The sequence below is a fragment of the Streptomyces sp. 3N207 genome (assembly GCF_052246355.1).
Classification (GTDB): domain Bacteria; phylum Actinomycetota; class Actinomycetes; order Streptomycetales; family Streptomycetaceae; genus Streptomyces.
Map to the genome: position 1 here is coordinate 44292 of NZ_JBQQBV010000017.1, position 20963 is coordinate 65254.

Here is a 20963-nt window from a genome sequence, read left to right on the forward strand (position 1 = left end):
GGGAGGAGGGACACACCCACATGAAGCGCCGCCGCAAGCGTGCTCTGCTCGTCGCCCCGCTCGTCGCGGCCGTCTTCGCCACGACTGCCGGCGTCACCAGCGGCACGGAGCAGACCCCGGTCACCGGACCCGCACCGGGCGCCGCCGCATGGCGCGCGGATCATTCGCTGGGGCGCACGCTGCCGGACCCCGCAACCGCGAGCCCCGAACGGGTCGGCACATTCTTCGCGGGGCTGAGCGGGAGGGAGCGGCGGGCGCTGGTGCGGCGGCATCCGCTGACGGTGGGGAATCTGGACGGCGCCCCCCTACGTGTTCGTTACCAGGCGAACCGGTTGGCGCTCAAGGAGGAGCGGCGGGCGGAGCTGGGGCGGGTACGGGATGCCGGGCTGACGCGGGAGGACCACCGGGAGGCCGGGGAGAAGGCCAGCCGGTATGCCGAACTGCTCGCTCCCGGAAGGCAGATCCTCGTCTTCGATCCGCGCGGCCGGGGCCAGGTCGCCGAGGTCTACGGGGATCTGGAGCACGCCACCCGCTCCGCCGTCGTCGTCCCCGGCTCCGACATCGATCTGACCACCTTCGACGGCGACGGCAAGAACCGCTACGGCAAGCCCGCGGGGATGGCCACCGCACTGCGCGACAGGATGACCGCCGCCGCCCCGCACACCCGCACCGCGGTGATCGCGTGGGTCGGCTACACGACGCCCGTCGGCCTCGGCCCTGACGCCGCGACCGGGCGGCTCGCGGAAGCGGGCGCGCCGCGGCTGGCACGCTTCCTGCACGGGCTGGCGCGGACCGGGGCGCCCGCGCCAGCCGTGCTGTGCCACAGCTACGGGTCGGTGGTGTGCGGCCGGGCGGCGGCCCGGCTCGGCCGGTCCGACGCAGCCGACCTGATCGTCTTCGGCTCCCCCGGGATGCGCACCGGCTCGGCCGCTGCGCTGCACACCAGGGTGCCGGTGTGGGCCGCGCGTACCGCCGAGGACTGGATCGGGCATGTCCCCCACGTCGAGCTGCTCGGCCTGGGACACGGCGCCGACCCGACGGACGCCGGGTTCGGTGCCCGCGTCGTCACTGCGGCCGAGGCCGACGGGCACGGCGGCTATCTGAAGCCGGGCACCGACTCGCTCGACAACTTCGCTTCCATCGCGCTGCGCGCTTACGGCTCCGTCCGGTGCGCGCCCGCCTCCCAGGAGTGCGCTGATGCCCGCTGAATCCGGTGTCCGCACCGCCTCCCCCGCCCGCCCGCTGCTGCGCAGGGCCCAGGACGCCGTCCGTACCGTGGAGGAGCGCACTCCCCCGCACCGCGACCGGGCAGTGGACGGACTGCGTGCGTTGGCGCTGCTCGCCGTTCCGCTGGGCCACTGGATGCTGGGCGGGTTCGCCCGCGGCCCGGAGGGCGCCCTGCACAATGCGAGCCCACTGGCCACGCTGGGCTTCTTCGCCCCGCTGAGCTGGATGCTGCAACTGCTGGGCATTTTCTTCCTGGTGGGCGGCTACTCCTCGGTGCTCTCACTACGGCGCGCCACTTCGCGGGGCGAGACGGCCGGGCACTGGCTGCGCGGGCGGCTGCTGCGACTGGGCCGTCCTGTGCTGGGCGTCACGGCGGTGTGGGCCGCACTGTTGCCCGTGCTGTCGTTTCTGGGAGTACCGGAGGCGACGCTGCGGACAGGTGCGGTGCTGGTGGTGCAGCCGCTGTGGTTCGTTGCCGTCTATGCGGGCGTCACCGCGCTGACGCCGTACTGCGTGCGTGCGGCGCAGCGGTGGGGCGGGTGGACGGCGGTGCCGCTGCTGGTGACGGTCGCCATGGTGGACTTCCTGCGGTATGGGCCGTACGCGCAGCAGGTGCCGCCCTGGCTCGGTCTGCTCAACCTGCTACCGGGGTGGCTTTTCGGCTACCAGTTGGGCGCGTGCTGGGGTGTGGGCAGGCTGCGTCGCGGGGGTGCTGCTGTGCTGCTGTTCGGGGGCGCGGTGTTGTTTGCCGTGCTGCTGGTCGTCTTCGGCTATCCGGCGTCCATGGTGGGCGTCCCCGGGCAGTCGCGTACCAATTCGCATCCGCCCTCACTGCTGGTGCTGGCGCTCGCGTCCGTGCAGTGCGGTGCTGCTGTCCTGTTGCACGGGCGGATCGGCCGCGTGCTGCGCCGCCCGGCACTGTGGGCGCCGGTGGTGGGGGTCAATCTGTCAGCGATGACGATCCTGTGCTGGCACCAGACGGCGATGCTGGCCGTGGCGGTGCCCACCGCGCGGCTGGGAGCGGTGGCCGGTCTGAGCACGGCGCCGGACTCTCTCGGCTGGGTGCTCGCCCGGCTGGCGTGGCTGCCGGTGTTCGCGGTGGCACTGGTGGCGATCGGCAGCCTCACCCGCCGGTTCGAGCCGCCGTGGCGCAGCGCCGGGCGGGGCGCACGGGCGGCGGCCGGTGCGCTGGCCGCCGCGTTCGCGCTCTACGCGTTCGCCGTGGTGTGAGCCGACGGGGTGGGGGTGATGTGGGACTGGACGGCGCGGGTGGCCGGCAGGTCCCCGGTCTTCCGCGAATAGTGGTCGATCTTGTAGTCGAGCACGGCGAGGGTGTCGTGCAGCTCCGCTATTCGTTCGAGCACGTCCTTGCGGGTGGCCTCCAGGAGTGCCTGGCGTTCCGCGAAGGTCTGCTCGCCCTGGCGCACCATCTCGGCGTAGCGCACCATGTCCGCGACCGGCATCCCGGTCAGCCGCAGTTTGCCGACCAGTTCCAGCCAGTCCAGATCACGGTTGGAGAAGCGCCGCTGTCCGGTGTGGGATCTGTCCACGTGCGGCATCAGGCCGATCCGCTCGTACCAGCGCAGTGTGTGCGCGCTCAGGCCGCTGAGCGCCGCCACCTCGCTGATGGTGTACCTGTCCTGTCCGTCCGGCCGTGGGTGGCCGCTGCGGGTGTCGGCACACTGCGCGGGCCGGTCGTGCTCGGGCGTACGTGGTCTTTCCGTCTGCGTCACGGTCACAAGTGAACGCTACGGAGTTGGAGTGCACTCAAAGCAAGGGCAAAATCGACGGCAAAACGGTGCCGTTAGGCTCGTTCCCATGGACAGCCTGCGGATCATCGAGACCTGGCCGGTGCCCACTGCGGCGGCGGCCGTCGTACGTGCCGACGGCAGCGTGGCCGGAACGCACGGTGTGGCCACGCAGCGCTTCGCGCTTGCCTCCGTCACCAAGCTGCTGACCGCGTATGCGGCGCTGATGGCGCTGGAGGAAGGCGCTGTGGAGCTGGATGAGCCGGCCGGTCCCGAGGGTGCGACAGTGCGGCATCTGCTGGCGCACACCTCCGGGCTCGCTTTCGACGAGCACCGGTCGATGGCCCAGCCGGGCACCCGCAGGATCTACTCGAACGCGGGCTTCGAGGCCCTGGCCGACCATCTGGCCAAGGCGACCGAGATGCCCTTCCCGCAGTACCTGCGCGAAGGGGTGCTCGATCCGCTGGGCATGGCCGGTACCGAGCTGGAGGGCTCGGCCGCCAAGGACGCCGTCTCCACACTGGCGGACCTGACCCGCTTCGCTGCCGAGCTCCAGTCCCCCACGCTGCTGGCTCCCTCCACGGTTCGGGAGGCGGCCTCGGTGGTCTTTCCGGGGCTCAGCGGCGTGCTGCCCGGTTACGGCCACCAGAAGCCGAACGACTGGGGCCTGGGCTTCGAGATCCGCGGCACCAAGTCCCCGCACTGGACGGGCGAGACGTCCTCGCGGGGCACCTTCGGGCATTTCGGCCAGTCCGGGACGTTCCTATGGGTGGATCCGCACGCGGGAGCCGCGTGTGTAGCCCTCACGGACCGCGCCTTCGGCCCATGGGCCATGGAGGCGTGGACACCGTTCACCGACGCGGTGCTGGCGGAGCTGCGGGGCTAGCCGTACGGCAGCGCACTGCGGTGGCGCTCAGCCGTACACGGGCTCCGCATGCATCTCCCACAGCAGGAGTTCCGCGCCGCCCTCCGCACGCAGCTCCAGCTCGCTCTGTACGGCTGCTTCGGTGCTCCTATGGTCAGCCTGTTCGGCGGTCAACCGCGCGGCGTCGCCCTCGTGCAGAGTCGTACCGTCCAGCAGTGCCCGGCCACGCGCCACATGGACGTACACGAAGGCGGCCTGCGGCACAGCAGTGCGCTCCCCGTCGGCCAGCCGCCGTACGTGCAGTACGGCTTCGGTGCGCGGCAGGGCGAAAGGGGTGTTGTCCGCGATGCCACGGACCAGCTCGTATGCGGGCTCGGTACCGAACGCACCCGGCACCAGCCACATCTGGACGAAACGCAGCGGTCCTTCGCCCGCGTTCCGCTCGGTGTGCCGCACCCCGCTGCCCGCGCCGAGCCGCTGCACGTCTCCTGGGCGCACCACAGTGGTGTGCCCGGCGGAGTCGCGGTGCTCCAGTTCGCCCTCGACGACCCAGGTGACGATCTCCACGTCACGGTGGGGGTGCTCGTCGAATCCGGCGCCGGACGCGAGGCGCTCCTCGTTGCAGGCCACCAGCAGTCCGAAGCCGACGTTGTCGGGGTCGTAGAAGCCGGAGAAGGAGAAGGCGTGCCGGGTGTCGATCCCGGCCTGCCGGTCGCCGCCCCGGTACCGGTCCTCGGCCCGCCACACCATCTGTGCCATGGGCCCCACGGTAGTGCCGGGCCCTTGTTCGAAAGGCACCTGTCCGCCCCCGCGCCCGGAAAGGACATCCGGTAAGGCAGGCTTGTCCCGTGCCCGAAGCCACAGATCCACCACCCCAGCACCCCCACCTGGCCACCCTGCGCCGACTGGAACAGTCCTCCGGGAAGCTCGCCGCCGCTGCCATCGCGCGCATGGACGCGCAGCTGCCCTGGTACCGCGCCATGCCGCCGGAGAACCGCTCCTGGATCGGCCTGGTCGCGCAGGCGGGTATCGCTGCCTTCACCGAGTGGTTCCGGCACCCGGAGACGCCACAGGCCATCAGCACGGACGTGTTCGGCACCGCGCCGCGCGAGCTGACGCGGGCGATCACGCTGCGGCAGACCGTGGAGATGGTGCGCACCACGATCGAGGTCGTCGAGACGGCCATCGACGAGGTGGCGGCGCCCGGGGACGAGGCGGTGCTGCGGGAGGCGCTGCTGGTGTACGCGCGGGAGATCGCCTTCGCCACCGCGCAGGTGTACGCGCAGGCCGCCGAGGCGCGGGGGGCGTGGGACGCCCGGCTGGAGTCGCTGGTGGTCAACGCGGTGCTCTCCGGCGAGGCGGACGAGGGCGCCGTCTCCCGTGCCGCCGCGCTGGGCTGGAACTCCCCCGAGCATGTGGCCGTGGTGCTGGGCACCGCACCGGACGGCGACAGCGAGCTGACGGTCGAGGCCATCCGGCGGGCCTCCCGGCAAGCCAAGCTCCAGGTGCTCACGGGCGTGCTCGGCAGCCGGCTGGTGGTGATCGCGGGGGGCTCGAACGATCCGCTGAAGGCGGCAAAGTCGCTGATCGGGCCGTTCGCGGCGGGCCCGGTGGTGGCCGGGCCCGTGGTGGGTGACCTGCTGGCGGCCACCCGCTCCGCACAGGCGGCGATGGCAGGTCTGAAGGCGTGTGCGGCCTGGCCGGACGCCCCCCGGCCGGTGCTGGCGGACGATCTTCTTCCCGAGCGCGCGATGGCGGGTGACCCGGCCGCGCGGGAGCTGTTGGTGGAGGAGATCTACAGACCGCTGGAGGAGGCCGGGTCGGCGCTGCTGGAGACGCTCAGCGTCTATCTGGAACAGGCGAGTAGCCTGGAGGGCGCCGCGCGGATGCTGTTCGTGCACCCCAACACCGTCCGCTACCGGCTGCGACGTGTGACGGACGTCACCGGCTGGTCGCCTTCGGATGTACGTTCCGCTTTCACGCTGCGTATCGCGCTGATCCTGGGGCGTCTCGCCGACTTCCCGGGTCAGCCGTAAGCTGACGGGCGTCTTTTGTTGAGGGTCCACAATTCCCCTCACGGTTCTTCGTCTCGGTCCCCACCGGCCGAGACCCCTGCCCACAGGAGAGAGTGAAAGAGTGCTCGTACTCGTCGCTCCCGGCCAAGGCGCCCAGAAGCCTGGCCTTCTGACCCCCTGGCTCGAACTCCCCGGCGTCGCCGACCGGCTCGCCCAGTGGTCGGCCGCCATCGACCTGGACCTGGTGCACTACGGAACCCAGGCCGATGCCGAGGCGATCCGTGACACCGCCGTGGCCCAGCCGCTGCTGCTCGCCACCAGCCTGCTGTCCGGCTACGAACTGCTGGAGGGCGAGCCCACGCAGGGCGCCCCCGGCCGGGCCGCCGCCGTCGGCGCGTTCGCCGGCCACAGCGTGGGCGAGCTGGCCGCCGCGGCACTGACCGGTGTACTCACCCCGCTGGAGGCGCTGCGTATCGTCCGCGCCCGGGGCACGGCGATGGCCGAGGCCGCCGCCACGGCCGAGACCGGCATGTCCGCCGTGCTGGGCGGCGACCCTGAGGTCGTCACCGAACACCTGGAGAAGCTCGGCCTGACCCCCGCGAACAAGAACGGCGCGGGCCAGATCGTGGCCGCCGGTACCGCCGAGCAGCTCGCGGCGCTGGCGGAGGACAAGCCCGAGAAGGCCCGGGTCATCGCGCTGAAGGTCGCGGGAGCCTTCCACACCGAGCACATGGCGAGCGCGCTGCCCGCCATGGAGACGGCCGTGGAGGGCGTCACACCCAAGGCACCGCTCACCCGCTACGTCTCCAACTTCGACGGCCAGATCGTGGAGTCGGGGCAGGAGGTGGTACGCCGTCTCGTCAACCAGATCTCGGCCCCGGTGCGCTGGGATCTGTGCATGGACACCTTCCAGCAGCTGGGCGCCACAGCCCTGATCGAGCTGTGCCCCGGCGGCACCCTGACCGGCCTGGCCAAGCGCGCTCTGCCGGACGTACGGACGCTGGCGCTGAAGTCGCCCGACGACCTCGCCGCCGCGCGGGACCTCATCGCCGCACACACGTCCGCCTGACCTCCAAGGAGTCCCGAGAAGCATGACCGCGAAGATCAAGCCCGCGCAGGGCTCGCCGTATGCGCGCATTCTCGGCGTCGGCGGATACCGACCGACCCGTGTGGTGCCGAACGAGGAGATCCTCAAGCACATCGACTCCTCCGACGAGTGGATCCGCTCCCGTTCGGGTATCGCGACCCGGCACTGGGCGGGGCCGGAGGAGACGGTCGCCGAGATGACCCTGGAGGCCGCGGGCAAGGCCGTCGCGGACGCCGGGATCACCGCCGACCAGGTGGGCGCGGTCATCATCTCGACCGTCTCGCACTTCAAGCAGACCCCGGCGGTCGCCACCGAGATCGCCGACCGGATGGGCGCGGGCAAGGCGGCGGCCTTCGACATCAACGCGGGCTGCGCGGGCTTCGGCTACGGCCTCACCCTCGCCAAGGGACTGGTCGTCGAGGGCAGTGCCGACTACGTGCTGGTGGTCGGCGCCGAGCGGCTCTCCGACCTGACGGACCTGACGGACCGCTCCACGGCGTTCCTGTTCGGGGACGGTGCCGGAGCCGTCATCGTCGGCCCGTCCGACGAGCCCGGTATCGGCCCGTCGGTCTGGGGTTCGGAGGGTGACAAGCGGGACGTCATCACCCAGACCGTCCCCTGGGACGGCTTCCGGGTGGGCGATGTCTCGCAGCTGCCGCTGAGCGAGGACGGTTCGCTGAAGTTCCCCGCGCTGCGCCAGGAGGGCCAGACGGTCTTCCGCTGGGCCGTCTTCGAGATGGCCAAGGTCGCGCAGCAGGCCCTGGACGCGGCCGGCATAACGGCCGAAGATCTGGACGTCTTCATTCCGCACCAGGCGAACATGCGGATCATCGACTCGATGGTCAAGACCCTCAAGCTGCCCGAGCACGTCACGGTCGCCCGCGACGTGGAGACCACAGGCAACACCTCGGCTGCCTCCATCCCGCTGGCGATGGAGCGGCTGCTGGCGACGGGGAAGGCGAAGAGCGGCGACCTCGCGCTCGTCATCGGCTTCGGGGCGGGTCTCGTCTACGCCGCCACGGTCGTTACTCTCCCCTAGTCAAGATCCGAGCAGCCCCGTACGACAGGGTCGGGCGCTGCGGACTCACCGCATATACGAAGGAGCGCCGCAATGGCCGCCACTCAGGAAGAGATCGTCTCGGGCCTCGCCGAGATCGTGAACGAGATCGCCGGAATCCCGACCGAGGATGTCCAGCTGGAGAAGTCCTTCACCGACGACCTGGACGTGGACTCGCTGTCCATGGTCGAGGTGGTCGTCGCCGCCGAGGAGCGGTTCGGCGTGAAGATCCCGGACGACGACGTCAAGAACCTCAAGACCGTCGGTGACGCGACCGACTACATCCTCAAGCACCAGAGCTGAGACATCCGTTGACGCGTTTGTCGCCACCCGGCGTATGGGTGGCTCAAACGAGTCACCCCCTACCGTGGAGAGAATTCCAGTGAACGCGACCAATCACTCCGTGGTCGTCACCGGTATCGGCGCAACCACACCGCTGGGTGGCGACAGCGCATCGACCTGGGAAGGGCTCGTCGCCGGGCGCTCGGGCGTGGGGCTCCTCGAAGAGGAGTGGGCTGCCGATATGCCGGTACGAATCGCGGCGAAGGCCGCGGTCGAGCCGGGCGAGAGCATCCCCCGCCCCCAGGCCAGGCGACTGGACCGCTCGGCGCAGTTCGCGCTGATCGCGGCCCGTGAGGCATGGGCCGACGCGGGCTTCACCGCCCGGGCCGGCGAGGACGCCTCCGTCAACCCGGACCGGCTGGGCGCCGTCGTGGCGTCCGGTATCGGTGGTGTCACCACGCTGCTGGACCAGTACGACGTGCTGCGGGAGAAGGGCGTTCGCCGCGTCTCGCCGCACACGGTGCCGATGCTGATGCCGAACGGCCCCTCGGCCAACGTGGGCCTCGAGGTCAACGCCCGGGCCGGAGTGCACACTCCGGTCAGCGCCTGCGCCTCCGGCTCGGAGGCGGTGGGGTACGCGATCGAGATGATCCGCACCGGCCGCGCCGACATCGTCGTCGCCGGCGGCACCGAGGCGGCCATACACCCGCTGCCGGTCGCCGCGTTCGCCAACATGATGGCGATGTCCAAGAACAACGAGGACCCGCAGGGCGCCTCCCGCCCCTTCGACGTGGACCGCAACGGGTTCGTGCTCGGCGAGGGCGCCGGGGTGATCGTGCTGGAGTCGGCCGAGCACGCCCGGCGGCGCGGCGCGCGGATCTACGCGGAGGCGGTCGGCCAGGGCATCTCCGCCGACAGCCACGACATCGTGCAGCCGGAGCCCTCAGGCAACGGGATCGCGCACGCACTCCAGAACCTGGTCTCCCGTTCCGACCTGGACCCGGCCGAGATCATGCACATCAACGCGCACGCCACCTCGACCCCGCAGGGCGACCTTGCGGAGCTGAAGGCGCTGCGCAAGGTGTTCGGCGACGACGTCGACCACATGGGTATCTCGGCCACCAAGTCGATGACCGGCCATCTGCTGGGCGGCGCCGGAGGTGTCGAGACGGTGTCCACGCTGCTGGCGCTGCACCACCGCATCGCTCCGCCGACCATCAACATCGCCAACCTCGACCCGGAGGCCGACGGCGACATCGTGCGCGACACCGCACGCGAGCTCCCGGCCGAGGGCCGGATCGCCGCGCTGAACAACTCCTTCGGATTCGGCGGCCACAACGTGGTACTGGCGTTCCGCACGGTGTGATTCCGGCCGTGTCGTTCCGGACGCGGACCGAGTGCCGATCGCGGCATATGTAAGGGGCGGCCTCCCTTGGAGGCCGCCCCTTACATATGTACTGCCGGCCGTCTGCGACCGCTGCTCTTCTGTGGGCTGTGGGCTGTGGGCTGCTAAGCGGAGCCGCGGGCGTCGCCCCTGCCGTAGTCGGAGGACTCGTAGCTGGCGAAGAACGAGGCTGCCGCGTCGTCCGCGCCGTGCCCCTGCGCTTCCGCGCGCCGCAGCCGCTCGGCGATCGCCGGGGTGGCGTCGAGCCGTACGCCGGCTTTCCGTGCTGCTCCGGTGATGAGCTCAGCGTCCTTGCGGGCGCCGGAGAGCAGGAAGCTGGCGTCATAGGCGCCCTCCAGGATCAGCCTGGCCTTCGCCTGGAGATACGGCACATCCAGCGGGCCGCCGGCGACGGCACCGAGGAAGTCGGCGGCTTCGACTCCGAGCCCTTCGGCGAGGGCGAGGGTTTCGGCCGTTCCGTTGATGAGGGTGAGAACCCAGTTGTTGACCACCAGCTTGAGACGGCTGGCGGCGCCGGGCTGTTCGCCGAGCCACAGGGTCTTGGCGCCGATGGCGTCGAGCACGGGGGCGGCCCGCTCCCGTACGAGGGAGCTGCCGGAGCCGCCGGAGACGAGGACGGTCAGCTGCCCCGCTTCGGCAGGCGCCTTGGTGCCCAGGACAGGCGCGTCCAGGAAGCACAGCCCCTGCGTGTCGGCGAACTCGACCAGCGGTGCGGTCCCGTCCGGCCCGACGGTGCTGGCCTGGATCCATAGGGTGCCCTCCGCCAGCCCGGAGGCGGCGGCGCGCATCGCCGCCAGCACGGCCGGGCCGTCATGAAGGGAAGTCAGAACGGTGTCGGCACCGCGTACGGCCTCGGCGGCCTCGTCCGTGACGGTGATGCCGTGGCCGGTCAGCGGCTCGGCCCTGGCGCGGGTGCGGTTCCAGGCGCGGACCCGGAGCCCGGCCGCGGAGAGGTTGCGGGCCATGGCGGCCCCCATGGTGCCGGTGCCGAGCACTGCGACTGAGTTTTCGTCAGGCATGCCGGAACGGTAGGGCTTCGAGCGCCCTCCAGGGCAACCGGCACGCATGCGGGCGGCCTGTCCTGGCCGGTTTCAGACCACCTGGTGCAGCCACCGGTTTCAGACCACCTGGTGCAGCCAGCGGACGGGTGCGCCCTCTCCCGCGTAGCGGAACGGCTCCAGCTCGTCGTCCCAGGGCTTGCCCAGCAGCTTGGAGATCTCGGCCTCCAGCTCGCTCTCACCTCGTCCCGCGCGGGCGGCGGCGGCCCGCAACCGGTCCTCGGGGATGAGGATGTCGCCGTGCATCCCGGTGACCGCGTGGAAGATGCCGAGATCCGGTGTGGAGCTGTACCGCTCGCCTTCCGCGGTCGCACACGGCTCTGCCGTCACCTCGAAGCGGAGCAGGTGCCAGCCGCGCAGCGCGGAGGCGAGCTTGGAGGCGGTGCCGGGATCGCCCTGCCAGGAGAACTCGGCGCGCCAGGTACCGGGCGAGGCGGGCTGTCTGATCCAGTCGAGGTTGACGCGGGCGCCCAGCACCCCCGCGACGGCCCACTCGACGTGCGGGCACAGGGCGCGGGGCGCCGAGTGGACGTACAGAACTCCACGTGTCGTCACCGGGACCTCCAGTGCGCTCCGAGGGTCGCCACCGGGCGGCCTCGATCACCTACCGATCACGCGCCGGAAAAGCGCCTGACAATTTGCACCACCGGTCACTTCCCTACCAGCTCCCGAGGTTACGAATAGTAAACACCATTGCGCCCAATTCTCCCCGAAAGGGACAGGAAGTGACGCGAGGTAATATTTACCAGTCGCTGTGCCGGTCGACCCACCCGCTCACCGACCACGGCACAAGCTACCGCGAGGCGGCGCACGGTGGGTGACGTACCGTCGGTTGAGCGCGGGCGAAACAGGGGGTCGGATGACGGAGAGCCACGAGCCGGGGAACGCACGTCCAGCGCGTTCGCTGCCCGGCGCGCCGAAACGGTCCCGCACCGTTGCCATCTGCGCTTTCGTCCTGATGACCGTAGCGGGTCTGGTGCTCGCCGTGGCGTGCGGCAGCTCGTCGGGTGGAGGCGACAAGCACGGCGCGCAGCGCGCCGAAGACTCCTCGCGCCCCCACCCAAGACCCACCCCGCGGCGGATCTGGGACCGCAGCCCCGACTCCCTGGCCGCCGTTGGTGACTCCATCACCCGCGGGTTCGACGCATGTTCCCTGCTGGCCGACTGCACCAAGGTGTCATGGGCCACCGGCACGGCGGACGGCGTCGACAGCCTCGCGCGGCGGCTGCTGAGCGACCCGGGGACGGAGAGCTGGAACTACGCGGCCAGCGGCGCGGTCATCGCCGACCTGCCCGCCCAGCTGCGCAGGGCCGCGGCCCGCAAGCCGGACATGGTGACCGTCATGAGCGGCGCCAACGACGCCTGCCGCCCCACCGTCGGACAGATGACCTCCGTCGAGGAGTTCCGCACCAGCTTCCGCGAAGGGCTGCGGGCGCTGCGCACCGAGGCACCCAAGGCGCAGATGTACGTCTCCAGCGTGCCCAACCTGAAGCGGCTGTGGCAGGAGGGCAGGAAGAACCCGATAGGGCAGCGGGTGTGGGGGCTGGGCATCTGCCAGTCGATGCTCAAGGAACCGCAGTCCACGGACGCGGCCGACCGGGAGCGGCGGCAGCAGGTCTACGACCGGGTGGTGGCCTACAACGCCGTGCTCAAGCAGGAGTGCGCCAAGGATCTGCGCTGCCGCTACGACAACGGGGCGGTCTTCAACTACCGGTTCACCGGGACCGAGCTGAGCAACTGGGACTGGTTCCACCCCAGCAAGGAGGGCCAGCGCAGCCTCGCGGAACTGGCGTACGGACAGATCACCGCGCGACGCCCCGCCGGGTAGACCGGCAGGGCGTTACGGGACTCGGACTCGCGGGGCGAGCCGAACCCGGGCCGCGGGCACCGCCCACGCGGCGGCATCCGCGACCCGGGACGAGCGTCAGGCGACCTGCAGCGTGACCTCGATGTTGCCGCGCGTGGCGTTGGAGTACGGGCAGACCTGGTGGGCCTTCTCCACCAGATCCTTGGCCGTGGCCTCGTCCACGTTCGGGATCGTGGCCCGCAGGGCGACGGTGAGACCGAAGCCACCCTCCGGGGTGTTGCCTATGCCGACCTCGGCGGTGACGGTCGAGCCGGATATGTCGGCGCCCTCCTTGCGGGCCACGACGCCGAGCGCCCCTTGGAAGCAGGCGCTGTATCCCGCGGCGAAGAGCTGCTCGGGGTTGGTGCCCGCGCCGCTGCCGCCCATCGCCTTGGGCGGGTTGACGACGACGTCGAGCTGGCCGTCGTCGCTGGCCACGCGGCCGTCACGACCGTTCTCCGCGGTGGCGACGGCGGTGTACTTGACGTCGATCGGCTGTATTGCCATGGATTTCCTCCTGTTGATGGCACGACCGGGGAAACTCGCGCCCACGCTCCCGCCGGTGCGGTGACCAGCGTAGGCGCTCGGTCCACGGGCGGGGCAGCCAGCCCGGTCGGCCGCGAGCTCAGGCCCCGAGAGTGACGATCATCTTGCCGACGTTCTCCCCGCGCAGCAGGCCCAGGAAGGCCTCCAGGTTGTTCTCGATGCCCTCGACCACAGTCTCCCGGTACTTCAGCTCGCCGGAGCGCACCCAGGGGGCCACCTCCTCGACGAACTGCGGCTGGAGGTCGTAGTGGTCCATCACCAGGAGGCCTTCCATGCGGAAGCGCTTCGCGATGATCTGGGCGAGATTGCGCGGGGCCGGGGTCGGCTCGGTGGCGTTGTACTGCGAGATCATTCCGCACACGGCGATCCGGCCGTGCAGGTTCATGGCGGCGATGGCGGCCTCCAGGTGCTCACCGCCGACGTTGTCGAAGTAGACGTCGATGCCGGCCGGTGCCGCCTGCTTGAGCTGCTCGGCGACGGGGCCGTTCTTGTAGTTGAAGGCCGCGTCGAAGCCGTACTCGTCGATCAGCACCTTGACTTTCTCGTCGGAGCCCGCCGAGCCGATCACCCGGGAGGCGCCCTTCAGCCGGGCGAGCTGGCCCACCTCGCTGCCGACCGCGCCGGCCGCCCCGGAGACGAAGACGGCGTCGCCCGGCTTGAAGTCGGCCACCCGCAGCAGACCCGCGTAGGCGGTCAGTCCCGGCATTCCCAGCACGCCGAGGTAGGTGGAGAGCGGGGCCGCCTCCGCGTCGACCTTGGTGGCGTACTTGGCCCGGAGCGTGGCGTACTCCCGCCAGCCCAGGTCGTGCAGCACATGGTCACCAGGGGAGAAGCCGGGGTCCTCCGAGGCGAGGACGACGCCGATGGCACCGCCGGTCATCGGCTCGTTCAGCTTGTACGGCTCCACGTAGGACTTCGCCGCGCTCATCCTGCCGCGCATGTACGGGTCCACGGACAGGTGGATGTTCCGCACCAGGATCTGGCCCTCGGCCGGGGCCTGTACCGGCACCTCCCGCAGCGCGAAGTCGTCCGGGGTGGGCCAGCCCTGGGGCCGAGCGGTCAGATGCCAGGCCCGCCCGGTGGCCGGGATGCGGCCCGCGGCGGAGTCGGGGGATACGGATGAGGACACGGTGTCGCCTCCTGGATTTGCTTCAGGTACTGAAACAACCATGCGCCTGGATATTTCATTTTGTCAAGCATTGCGCTAGGCTGGTCGCATGGCAGCTGCAGACAGTCACGTTCCTGACGCGCTCACCGTCGAGGTGGGCGAGCTGATCGGCACGGTGGTCGCGCGCTATCACGAGGAGTACGAGCTGGCCGCTGCCGAGCACGCACTGACCGGCGCGCAGGCGCGGGTCCTCACCCTGCTGGCGCGCGAGCCCAGGCCGATGCGGCAGCTCGCCCGCCACCTCAAGTGCGAGCCGTCGAACGTGACGGGCATAGTCGACCGCCTCGAATCGCGCGGCCTGGTCGAGCGCAGGCCCGACCCCGGCGACCGCCGTGTCAAGGTCGCGGCCGTCACAGAGGAGGGGCGCGCGACCGCGGTCCGGCTGCGCGGGGAGCTGGATTTCGCGGGCGAACCGCTCCAGGAGCTCACGCTCGCCGAGCGGAAGCTGCTGCGCGACCTGCTCAAGCGGATGCTGGGCGAGCCTCCGCACTGAGCCCGGCCACCAGCAGCTCGAGGCCCGCCCGGAACTCCGCGGCGCGGTCGCCCCGGGCCGATGCCGTGGCGATCTCCACCACCCGCGGATAGCGCTCCGCGGGGAGGGTCCGGCCGCGCTCGATCACCTCGTCCGCCGAGCCGCCCGCCAGGCTGAAGGTCTCACCCCCGGCCTCGCCCTGCGCGAAGCCGACGATGAACCCGGTCACCAGCCGGAAGGCCACCAGCAGATCCCGCCCGGATCTGCCGCTTCTGGCCAGCGCCTCCAGCATCCGCTCCCCGAAGTCGAGGGTCGGCTCGTCCGTGGTCCGGCGCGCCACCATCAGCGGCACCACCTGGGGGTGTCTGCGGATGGTGACCCAGTAGCACTCCGCGAGGGTACGTACCTCCTCGCGCCAGTCCGCCGCGGGCTCGGGCGGGTAGGCGGCGTGGCGTACGACCGCCTCGATGACGAGCGACTCCAGCCCGTCGCGCCCGTCCACGTAGTTGTAGAGCGTCATCGGGCCGGTGCCCAGCCGCGCCGCAAGTGAGCGCATCGAGAGGGCGTCCAGCCCCTTCTCGTCGGCCAACTCCAGTGCAGCCGAGGCGAGTTGGTCCCTGCTGAACTTCTTGGATGCCGGCACCGGATGTCCGCCTTTCCGGGGTTCGTCCCCTCGTGCACCCGAGGGGACAGGGCTTGACTACGTACGGCGTACGTGTTCCACTGAAATCCGATCGCGTACACCGTACTTGATGATGAGGGGGCGGCTATGACCGCGGTAGATCTGTTCTCGTCCATGTTCCGGCTCGGACCGGCCGGCGACGTCCGTGCCGAGGAGCGCCGGATGTCGCCCGACCTCGACGGGTGGACGGTGATGACCCTGCATGTCGAGGAGGACGCCGACGCACACCCCGAATCGTGGGAGCAGCACACGGACGGCGAGGAGGTGCTGTGCGTGCTGACCGGCGCGGTTCGGGTCTACTTCCGCAGGGAGGAGGAGCCCGAGGACCCGGACGGGGAGTTGGTGGCCCGGCTCACCCCGGGAACGGCCTGCGTCATACCCAGGGGCCGCTGGCATCGCACGACGATCGAGGAGCCGAGCGACGTCATGGCGTTCTCGCGGATCGCCGGCACGCAGATGGAGCGCCGCACCGGGTGGTGAGCGGGAGGGAGCCGCCATCAACGCGGTGAGGCGGCGCCTCGGGACGGCGGACCGGCCGGCGCTTCAGCTGGGCAGCTCCGGTCGGCCGGCGCTACGGCGGGCCCAGCTCGCCGCGCAACCGCATCGAGCGCAGCACCAGTTCCAGCTCGAAGCGGCTGTCGGGGTCGTCGATCTCATCGCCCCACAGCTCGCGGATCTGGCGCAGCCGGTAGCGCACGGTCTGCGGATGTACGCCGAGGCGCCCCGCCACCTCCGGGGCACCGCCTCGGGTCTCCAGCCAGGCCAGCAGCGTCTCGGCCAGCCGGCGGCTGTGGGCGGGGCCGCAGGATTCCAGCGGCGCCAGCCTGCGCCGGGTCAGCCCGGCGATCAGCTCTTCGGGCGGCAGCAGTACAAGGGCCTCGGTGTGCTCGGTGCAGTAGAGCAACTCCCCGCCCGGCAACAGCCCGCGCTCCATCAGTACGACGGCGGACTGGGCCCAGCGCAATGACTTCACCGCCTCGGCCAGCGGCACCGGAGGTCCCACCGCGCCGGACCAGCCGGCGGCGGCGCGGCGCAGCAGCTCCGGTCTGCCGGGCGCCTCCGGCTCGGGAACCACCATGCGGGGCTGTTCGCACTCCATGTCGAGCAGCACCTCGTCGCCCACGGCAGGCGGTACGGCCGAGCGGGCGGGGCGCACCAGGACGGCGACAGCGACCGTCTGCGGCATCCGCCAGCCGATGCGGGCGGCGCGGTCGGCGAGCAGATCGGCGCGGTCGCCTCCGCCGCGCGGCGGGTGCTCGGACAGCAGCAGGTCCAGCAGCCGGCGCTGGAGCCGCAGCCGCTCGCCGGCCTGCCGTGCCGCCGCCTCCGCATAGCCGCGCACGGACTCGGCGACCAGACCGTCGAGGTACTGGAAACCGGACTCGGCCAGCTCGTACATCGCCGGTGGCGGGATCTCCATCTGGGTGCCGATCTCGGCGAACCGGCGCCAGGCCAGCCGGATGCCGAGCCGGTAGATGGCCTGCAACGAGTCGAGGCTGCGCCCATGGAGGACCTCGCCCCGGCCGAACTCCTGGAAGACCTGCGGCGGCACATGCGGGGCTTCCAGGCCGGTGGCCAGGTTCTCCACGAAGTGCTCCAGGGCGCGCCGGATACCGATGAGTGCCATCGGCTCGCCCGAGTCGTCCAGCACCAGCGGTAGGGCCGGGTATTCGCGCCGGATGGCCGAGAGGATGTCCTGGGCGAGCACGGGCACCTCGGCCATGGCGCGCTCGGCGAACTGCCTCACCCGCAACGGCCGTACGTCCTGCCAGGCCGAGCGGACAGGCGCGGACGTCACCGTCACTCCCCCGGTGCGGCGGCGGAGCCCGAGGGTTCGGCCGCGCCCCGGGAACCTCCTGGTGATCCGTCCGAAGACCCGTCCGCGGAGTCGGGCGACGCCGTCGGCGAAGCAGTGCCGGGGGTCTCGTCCGCGGACTCCTCCGCATCCCGGGCGGTGCCAGGGCTGGATTCGGTGCTCTTGGACGGGCTCGGCGAGCCGCTGGGAGAGGCCGACGGCAGCGCGGACTCGTCGAGGCCGGGGACCTCGTCCGGTGACGAATGGAAGTGCACCAGCGGCACGTTGGGCTGCTCCGGGGTGGCGTTGAGCGCGGCGACGATGCCGAAGCCGGCGCCGACGGCGAGACCGGCGGCGACCACGCAGGTGAGCGCGGCGGCGAGGAGTCTGTGCATGGCGGAGGCGAACCTCTCTTCGTCGGTGCCGTGGTGGCCGTACCCGCCGTGCCAGGACGCGGCGGTTCGGTGCGACGGCCCCGCCCCAGGAGCCAACCCCTTGTGAGTTGCTGAGTGTCGGTGGGCATTGACTCCGTGTCAAGAGACGGCCTACGGTTTCCGGCCCATACGGACCGTCCAGACGAACTGACCGTTCCCTTCACGAGTTCGGGCGGCCCGTCATCGAACGTGCACTTCCCCGTCGTAGCGCCGCACCTGCCGCAGGGTCGCCCCTGCGCGCGGGCCTAGACCACCCTCGGAGTGCCCCGTCATGCGCCGTACCGCATCGCCTCTCGCCCTGATCCTGCTGGGCCTCGGAGTCTTTCTGCTCGTGCTCTCGCCGATGCTCGCCTGGTACGTCGAACCACGGGCCAAGCGCACTCCCACCGATGTCAACATCACCTCGGTCTTCACCGGCACGGGCAAATACTTCGACCAGCAGGAACTCAAGACCAAGAGCGGTCAGAAGCTCACCGTCACCCGGCGCGTGCTGGGCGATGTCGCGGCCAGCGAGAAGAGCGGGCGAGCCGTGTGGAACGTCTCGCAGGTCATCGACAACCCCAACACCCGAAAGCTGGACGACCCACGCAAGTCGTTCCAGTGGACGACCGAGCGCCTGGTGACCGACCGCAAGAACAACCGGCCGGTCAACTGCTGCAGCTCCAAGCCGAAGGACATCGCCGGAGAGGCGTACCTGAAGTGGCCGTTCGATGTGGAGAAGCGGGACTACTCCTGGTGGGACAGCAGCCTGGGCGCGACCGTCCCGCTGCGCTACAAGGGCGAGGCGAAGGTGCGCGGCCACCAAGGTCTGCGCTTCTCGGGCACCGTGAAACCCACCCGGGCCGGCACCCGGCAGGTTCCCGGGTTGCTGGTGGACCAGCCGAAGAGGGGGCAGGTCAATGCCGAGGAGTGGTACTCGAATTCGCGCCTGGACTTCATCGTCGACCAGCGCACCGGCCGCATCCTCTACGCGGCGACCGGGCCGAAGCTCGTGCTGCGCGCGCCCGGCGGCAAGGCCGACAAGGTGACGCTGTTGCAGAGCGACAAGCTGGCGTTCACCAAGAAGACCCAGCAGGAGGCCGTGGGCCTGGCCAAGGACGACAACTCCCAGCTACGGATGGTCGGCAGCGTCGCCCCCATCGGCGCCGTGACGGCCGGCGGGGTGTGCGCCGCGGCGGGTGCTGTGCTGGTCGCCAGGGGCCGCCCCGCTCCCGGCCGGGCGCGGCACGCCCCGGACCGTCCGGCCGAGGCATGACGGTGAAGAGAGGGTGACAGGGGCATGTGCGCACCCGTGCGGCACGGCGAACTCGGCTCCTGTCGGCCGCTGATGGTTGAACATGCGACAGAGCGCGAAGTGATGAAGCTTCAGGCTCATTCCGGAGCAAAATTGTCACTCCGGTGAGTAGCCACCCGCGAACACTGCGGCGAACACTGAGCCAACCGACGCGCACCGCCCCGCACAACCCCCGCGCACCGCCCCCGCAAAGCCTTCGCACCGCCCACGCAACGCACTGCACCGCAATGCATTGCACGAGCCTCACGGCAACGCACAAGCCTCACGGCAACGCAACGCACCGCAACGGCTCCACTGATCGCACTGCAAGGCATCGGTTCCACCGCACCTCAAGGCAACGCACTGCAACGCATCGGTTCCATTGCACCTCAACGCACCTCAACGCAACGCACTGCAAGGGATCGATCCAACCGCACGTCAGCGCAACGGGCAACGGAACGCAACGCCTGCACACCTGCAATGTCTGCAAACCCCCGCAACACACCGCACCTCGCCCCACCCCACAGCACACCGCACACCGCACCAATCCCCACCGCACACCGCACCAGTCCCCACCGGGCCCCACAAGGCACCGACCCCACAGAAACGACCCCCGCAGAAACGACCCCCACCGAGACGGCCCCCACCGCATCGGTCCCAACCGCACCCTGAGACGAGTTGGAGCGCCAATGCCCCAGCACGTACGACCTTCCCTGGTCCCCCCACACGACCAGCGCGCCGCCCTCGTGCCTGCCCCCACCACCGGGCAGGGCTCCGCCCCACGCAGGCAGCGGCCGGCCGATCCAGGGTCCCCCCGCCGCATCGTGTTCCTGGCGCGGCGCGATCTCGGCAATCCGGCCGCGGGCGGCTCCGAGCTGCTGATCGACCGGATAGCCGAGGGACTCACCCACCATGGCCACCAGGTCACCCTGCTGTGCGGCGGTCCTGCCGCCTACCGCGACTACCGTGTCGTGTCGGCAGGTGGCGATGCCACACACTTCCTGCGCGCCCGGAGCGCCTTCGCCCGGCAGGTCGGCGACTGCGATCTGCTGGTGGAGGTCTGCAACGGCATGCCGTACCTCGCGCCCCTGTGGCACCGGGGGCCGACGCTCTGCTTCGTCAACCATGTGCACACCGACCTGTGGGGCATGCGCTATCCGGCTCCTGCCGCACGGGTGGGCCGGCAGCTCGAACACTGGGCGCTGGCCCGCAACCACCGGCACAACCTGAAGGTCGCCGTCTCCGGGTCGACCGCGCGGGCACTGACCGAGATCGGCGTGCCCGAGGAGGAGATCCGCATCGTCCACAACGGTGTCGAGGAGCCGGGCCCACCGCACTCCAAGGCGCCCGAGCCGCTGTTCCTGGCGATGGGACGGCTGGTCGAGTACAAGCGGGTCGATCTGCTGCTGCGCCTGTGGGAACGGGTCAGGCCGGTCACCGGCGGCCGGCTGGTCATCGTCGGCGACGGCCCGGAACGGTCGGCGCTCGAAGCCATGGCCGGTCCCGGCGTCACCTTCACCGGGCACATCAGCGAGGGCGAGAAGCACCGACTGCTGTGCCGTTCCTGGATGTTGCTGCATCCCTCCCTGGTGGAGGGGTGGGGGCTGGTCGTCATGGAGGCAGCGGCACGCGGTACCCCTGCGATCGGTTTCGACATCCCCGGGCTGCGCGATTCCGTGGAGGACGGGGTGACCGGGCTGCTGGCGCGCGGGGAGAGTTCGTTCGCCGCGCACTGGTGCGCGCTCGCGCTGTCGGCCGAACGGCGGCTGGCGCTGGGCCGTGCGGCGGAGCGCATGGCGGCCCGGTTCCGCTGGGCGCACACGGTTCGCAGTTTCCGGGCCGTCGCGGCAGAGGCGTACGCCCGCGCCGCCGGCACTCCGGGAGCTCCCGCATCCAGCCGTCCGGGGCCGGAACCGGACGCGGCCTTGGGCCCGGATCCGGACCCGGCGCCGGAAACCGTCCGAGCGGCCGCCCTGCGCCCCGTTCCCGTAGGGCGGTGATAG

22 protein-coding genes are annotated in these 20963 nt (G+C 70.9%); 13 read left to right on the plus strand and 9 right to left on the minus strand.

Features of this window, described 5'->3' with window-relative positions; translation table 11 throughout:
* Window positions 1–20 precede the first annotated feature (20 nt).
* A complete protein-coding gene (locus tag ACTWP9_RS24670; protein ID WP_443248451.1) occupies window positions 21–1208 on the plus strand; it encodes an alpha/beta hydrolase in 1188 nt (395 codons plus the stop codon).
* Complete coding sequence (locus tag ACTWP9_RS24675) at window positions 1198–2457, plus strand: acyltransferase family protein (protein ID WP_443248452.1); 1260 nt, start codon at window positions 1198–1200, stop codon at window positions 2455–2457. Before ACTWP9_RS24670 ends, ACTWP9_RS24675 begins: the two co-directional genes overlap by 11 nt.
* On the opposite strand, the gene ACTWP9_RS24680 is transcribed toward ACTWP9_RS24675, so the two are convergent.
* A complete protein-coding gene (locus ACTWP9_RS24680) occupies window positions 2436–2960 on the minus strand; it encodes a MerR family transcriptional regulator (protein ID WP_443248573.1) in 525 nt (174 codons plus the stop codon). The two genes, ACTWP9_RS24675 and ACTWP9_RS24680, sit on opposite strands and share 22 nt — an antisense overlap.
* 85 nt (window positions 2961–3045) lie before the next feature.
* Here ACTWP9_RS24680 and ACTWP9_RS24685 point away from each other — a divergent pair, with 85 nt between their 5' ends.
* Window positions 3046–3861: a serine hydrolase domain-containing protein gene (locus ACTWP9_RS24685; protein WP_443248453.1), complete on the plus strand. Its 816-nt coding sequence runs from the start codon at window positions 3046–3048 to the stop codon at window positions 3859–3861.
* Window positions 3862–3888: 27 nt separating this feature from the next.
* On the opposite strand, the gene ACTWP9_RS24690 is transcribed toward ACTWP9_RS24685, so the two are convergent.
* Window positions 3889–4599: a pirin family protein gene (locus ACTWP9_RS24690; RefSeq protein ID WP_443248454.1), complete on the minus strand. Its 711-nt coding sequence runs from the start codon at window positions 4597–4599 to the stop codon at window positions 3889–3891.
* 89 nt (window positions 4600–4688) lie between these two features.
* Here ACTWP9_RS24690 and ACTWP9_RS24695 point away from each other — a divergent pair, with 89 nt between their 5' ends.
* From ACTWP9_RS24695 to ACTWP9_RS24715, 5 genes are all read left to right on the plus strand, one after another.
* Entirely contained in the window at window positions 4689–5876 is a 1188-nt protein-coding gene (locus tag ACTWP9_RS24695; RefSeq protein WP_443248455.1) for a PucR family transcriptional regulator, read from the plus strand.
* 100 nt (window positions 5877–5976) lie between these two features.
* A complete protein-coding gene (locus tag ACTWP9_RS24700) occupies window positions 5977–6924 on the plus strand; it encodes an ACP S-malonyltransferase (protein WP_443248456.1) in 948 nt (315 codons plus the stop codon).
* Window positions 6925–6946: 22 nt separating this feature from the next.
* Window positions 6947–7981 carry a ketoacyl-ACP synthase III gene (locus ACTWP9_RS24705; protein WP_443248457.1) on the plus strand — a complete coding sequence of 345 codons (1035 nt, stop codon included), beginning with the start codon at window positions 6947–6949 and terminating at the stop codon, window positions 7979–7981.
* 72 nt (window positions 7982–8053) lie between these two features.
* Complete coding sequence (locus ACTWP9_RS24710) at window positions 8054–8302, plus strand: acyl carrier protein (protein ID WP_209263290.1); 249 nt, start codon at window positions 8054–8056, stop codon at window positions 8300–8302.
* 34 nt (window positions 8303–8336) lie between these two features.
* Window positions 8337–9647 carry a beta-ketoacyl-[acyl-carrier-protein] synthase family protein gene (locus ACTWP9_RS24715; protein ID WP_443248458.1) on the plus strand — a complete coding sequence of 437 codons (1311 nt, stop codon included), beginning with the start codon at window positions 8337–8339 and terminating at the stop codon, window positions 9645–9647.
* A gap of 143 nt (window positions 9648–9790) precedes the next feature.
* On the opposite strand, the gene ACTWP9_RS24720 is transcribed toward ACTWP9_RS24715, so the two are convergent.
* Together ACTWP9_RS24720 and ACTWP9_RS24725 are read right to left on the minus strand one after the other, a co-directional pair.
* Window positions 9791–10705 carry an NAD(P)-dependent oxidoreductase gene (locus ACTWP9_RS24720; protein ID WP_443248459.1) on the minus strand — a complete coding sequence of 305 codons (915 nt, stop codon included), beginning with the start codon at window positions 10703–10705 and terminating at the stop codon, window positions 9791–9793.
* A gap of 99 nt (window positions 10706–10804) precedes the next feature.
* Window positions 10805–11299 (minus strand): DUF3145 domain-containing protein, encoded by a 495-nt coding sequence (locus tag ACTWP9_RS24725; protein ID WP_443248460.1) that lies wholly within the window; start codon window positions 11297–11299, stop codon window positions 10805–10807.
* 304 nt (window positions 11300–11603) lie between these two features.
* Here ACTWP9_RS24725 and ACTWP9_RS24730 point away from each other — a divergent pair, with 304 nt between their 5' ends.
* A complete protein-coding gene (locus ACTWP9_RS24730; RefSeq protein ID WP_443248461.1) occupies window positions 11604–12572 on the plus strand; it encodes an SGNH/GDSL hydrolase family protein in 969 nt (322 codons plus the stop codon).
* Between the two features lie 96 nt (window positions 12573–12668).
* Here ACTWP9_RS24730 and ACTWP9_RS24735 read toward each other — a convergent pair whose 3' ends face one another.
* Both ACTWP9_RS24735 and ACTWP9_RS24740 read right to left on the minus strand, forming a co-directional pair.
* A complete protein-coding gene (locus ACTWP9_RS24735; protein WP_443248462.1) occupies window positions 12669–13097 on the minus strand; it encodes an organic hydroperoxide resistance protein in 429 nt (142 codons plus the stop codon).
* Window positions 13098–13215: 118 nt separating this feature from the next.
* Window positions 13216–14265 (minus strand): NADP-dependent oxidoreductase, encoded by a 1050-nt coding sequence (locus ACTWP9_RS24740; RefSeq protein WP_443248463.1) that lies wholly within the window; start codon window positions 14263–14265, stop codon window positions 13216–13218.
* Between the two features lie 88 nt (window positions 14266–14353).
* Here ACTWP9_RS24740 and ACTWP9_RS24745 point away from each other — a divergent pair, with 88 nt between their 5' ends.
* A complete protein-coding gene (locus tag ACTWP9_RS24745) occupies window positions 14354–14797 on the plus strand; it encodes a MarR family winged helix-turn-helix transcriptional regulator (RefSeq protein WP_433106338.1) in 444 nt (147 codons plus the stop codon).
* On the opposite strand, the gene ACTWP9_RS24750 is transcribed toward ACTWP9_RS24745, so the two are convergent.
* Window positions 14766–15419, minus strand: a complete 654-nt coding sequence (locus ACTWP9_RS24750; protein WP_443248464.1) for a TetR/AcrR family transcriptional regulator — start codon at window positions 15417–15419, stop codon at window positions 14766–14768. The two genes, ACTWP9_RS24745 and ACTWP9_RS24750, sit on opposite strands and share 32 nt — an antisense overlap.
* Before the next feature lie 126 nt (window positions 15420–15545).
* On the opposite strand from ACTWP9_RS24750, the gene ACTWP9_RS24755 reads away from it, so the two are divergent.
* The gene (locus ACTWP9_RS24755) at window positions 15546–15938 is read left to right on the plus strand and encodes a cupin (RefSeq protein WP_443248465.1); all 393 of its coding nucleotides are present in this window, start codon (window positions 15546–15548) and stop codon (window positions 15936–15938) included.
* Between the two features lie 91 nt (window positions 15939–16029).
* Here the strand turns inward: ACTWP9_RS24755 and ACTWP9_RS24760 are convergent, their stop codons facing one another.
* Together ACTWP9_RS24760 and ACTWP9_RS24765 are read right to left on the minus strand one after the other, a co-directional pair.
* On the minus strand, window positions 16030–17256 hold the full coding sequence (locus tag ACTWP9_RS24760) for a helix-turn-helix domain-containing protein (RefSeq protein WP_443248466.1): 1227 nt from the start codon (window positions 17254–17256) through the stop codon (window positions 16030–16032).
* A gap of 2 nt (window positions 17257–17258) precedes the next feature.
* Window positions 17259–17648, minus strand: coding sequence for a hypothetical protein (locus tag ACTWP9_RS24765; RefSeq protein WP_443248467.1), 390 nt, complete (start codon window positions 17646–17648; stop codon window positions 17259–17261).
* 310 nt (window positions 17649–17958) lie between these two features.
* Between ACTWP9_RS24765 and ACTWP9_RS24770 the strand changes: the two genes are divergently transcribed.
* The gene (locus ACTWP9_RS24770) at window positions 17959–18942 is read left to right on the plus strand and encodes a DUF3068 domain-containing protein (protein ID WP_443248468.1); all 984 of its coding nucleotides are present in this window, start codon (window positions 17959–17961) and stop codon (window positions 18940–18942) included.
* Window positions 18943–19649: 707 nt separating this feature from the next.
* Window positions 19650–20960 (plus strand): glycosyltransferase family 4 protein, encoded by a 1311-nt coding sequence (locus ACTWP9_RS24775; RefSeq protein WP_443248469.1) that lies wholly within the window; start codon window positions 19650–19652, stop codon window positions 20958–20960.
* Window positions 20961–20963 lie beyond the last annotated feature (3 nt).

Excerpts from the sequence above, each read along its gene's own strand:
- ACTWP9_RS24670 (WP_443248451.1), top strand. The coding sequence starts at position 21 with ATGAAGCGCCGCCGCAAGCGTGCTCTGCTCGTCGCCCCGCTCGTCGCG.
- ACTWP9_RS24675 (WP_443248452.1), top strand. The coding sequence starts at position 1,198 with ATGCCCGCTGAATCCGGTGTCCGCACCGCCTCCCCCGCCCGCCCGCTG.
- ACTWP9_RS24685 (WP_443248453.1), top strand. The coding sequence starts at position 3,046 with ATGGACAGCCTGCGGATCATCGAGACCTGGCCGGTGCCCACTGCGGCG.
- ACTWP9_RS24690 (WP_443248454.1), bottom strand. The coding sequence starts at position 4,599 with ATGGCACAGATGGTGTGGCGGGCCGAGGACCGGTACCGGGGCGGCGAC.
- ACTWP9_RS24705 (WP_443248457.1), top strand. The coding sequence starts at position 6,947 with ATGACCGCGAAGATCAAGCCCGCGCAGGGCTCGCCGTATGCGCGCATT.
- ACTWP9_RS24710 (WP_209263290.1), top strand. The coding sequence starts at position 8,054 with ATGGCCGCCACTCAGGAAGAGATCGTCTCGGGCCTCGCCGAGATCGTG.
- ACTWP9_RS24715 (WP_443248458.1), top strand. The coding sequence starts at position 8,337 with ATGGGTGGCTCAAACGAGTCACCCCCTACCGTGGAGAGAATTCCAGTG.
- ACTWP9_RS24720 (WP_443248459.1), bottom strand. The coding sequence starts at position 10,705 with ATGCCTGACGAAAACTCAGTCGCAGTGCTCGGCACCGGCACCATGGGG.
- ACTWP9_RS24730 (WP_443248461.1), top strand. The coding sequence starts at position 11,604 with ATGACGGAGAGCCACGAGCCGGGGAACGCACGTCCAGCGCGTTCGCTG.
- ACTWP9_RS24735 (WP_443248462.1), bottom strand. The coding sequence starts at position 13,097 with ATGGCAATACAGCCGATCGACGTCAAGTACACCGCCGTCGCCACCGCG.
- ACTWP9_RS24745 (WP_433106338.1), top strand. The coding sequence starts at position 14,354 with ATGGCAGCTGCAGACAGTCACGTTCCTGACGCGCTCACCGTCGAGGTG.
- ACTWP9_RS24755 (WP_443248465.1), top strand. The coding sequence starts at position 15,546 with ATGACCGCGGTAGATCTGTTCTCGTCCATGTTCCGGCTCGGACCGGCC.
- ACTWP9_RS24765 (WP_443248467.1), bottom strand. The coding sequence starts at position 17,648 with ATGCACAGACTCCTCGCCGCCGCGCTCACCTGCGTGGTCGCCGCCGGT.
- ACTWP9_RS24770 (WP_443248468.1), top strand. The coding sequence starts at position 17,959 with ATGCGCCGTACCGCATCGCCTCTCGCCCTGATCCTGCTGGGCCTCGGA.
- ACTWP9_RS24775 (WP_443248469.1), top strand. The coding sequence starts at position 19,650 with ATGCCCCAGCACGTACGACCTTCCCTGGTCCCCCCACACGACCAGCGC.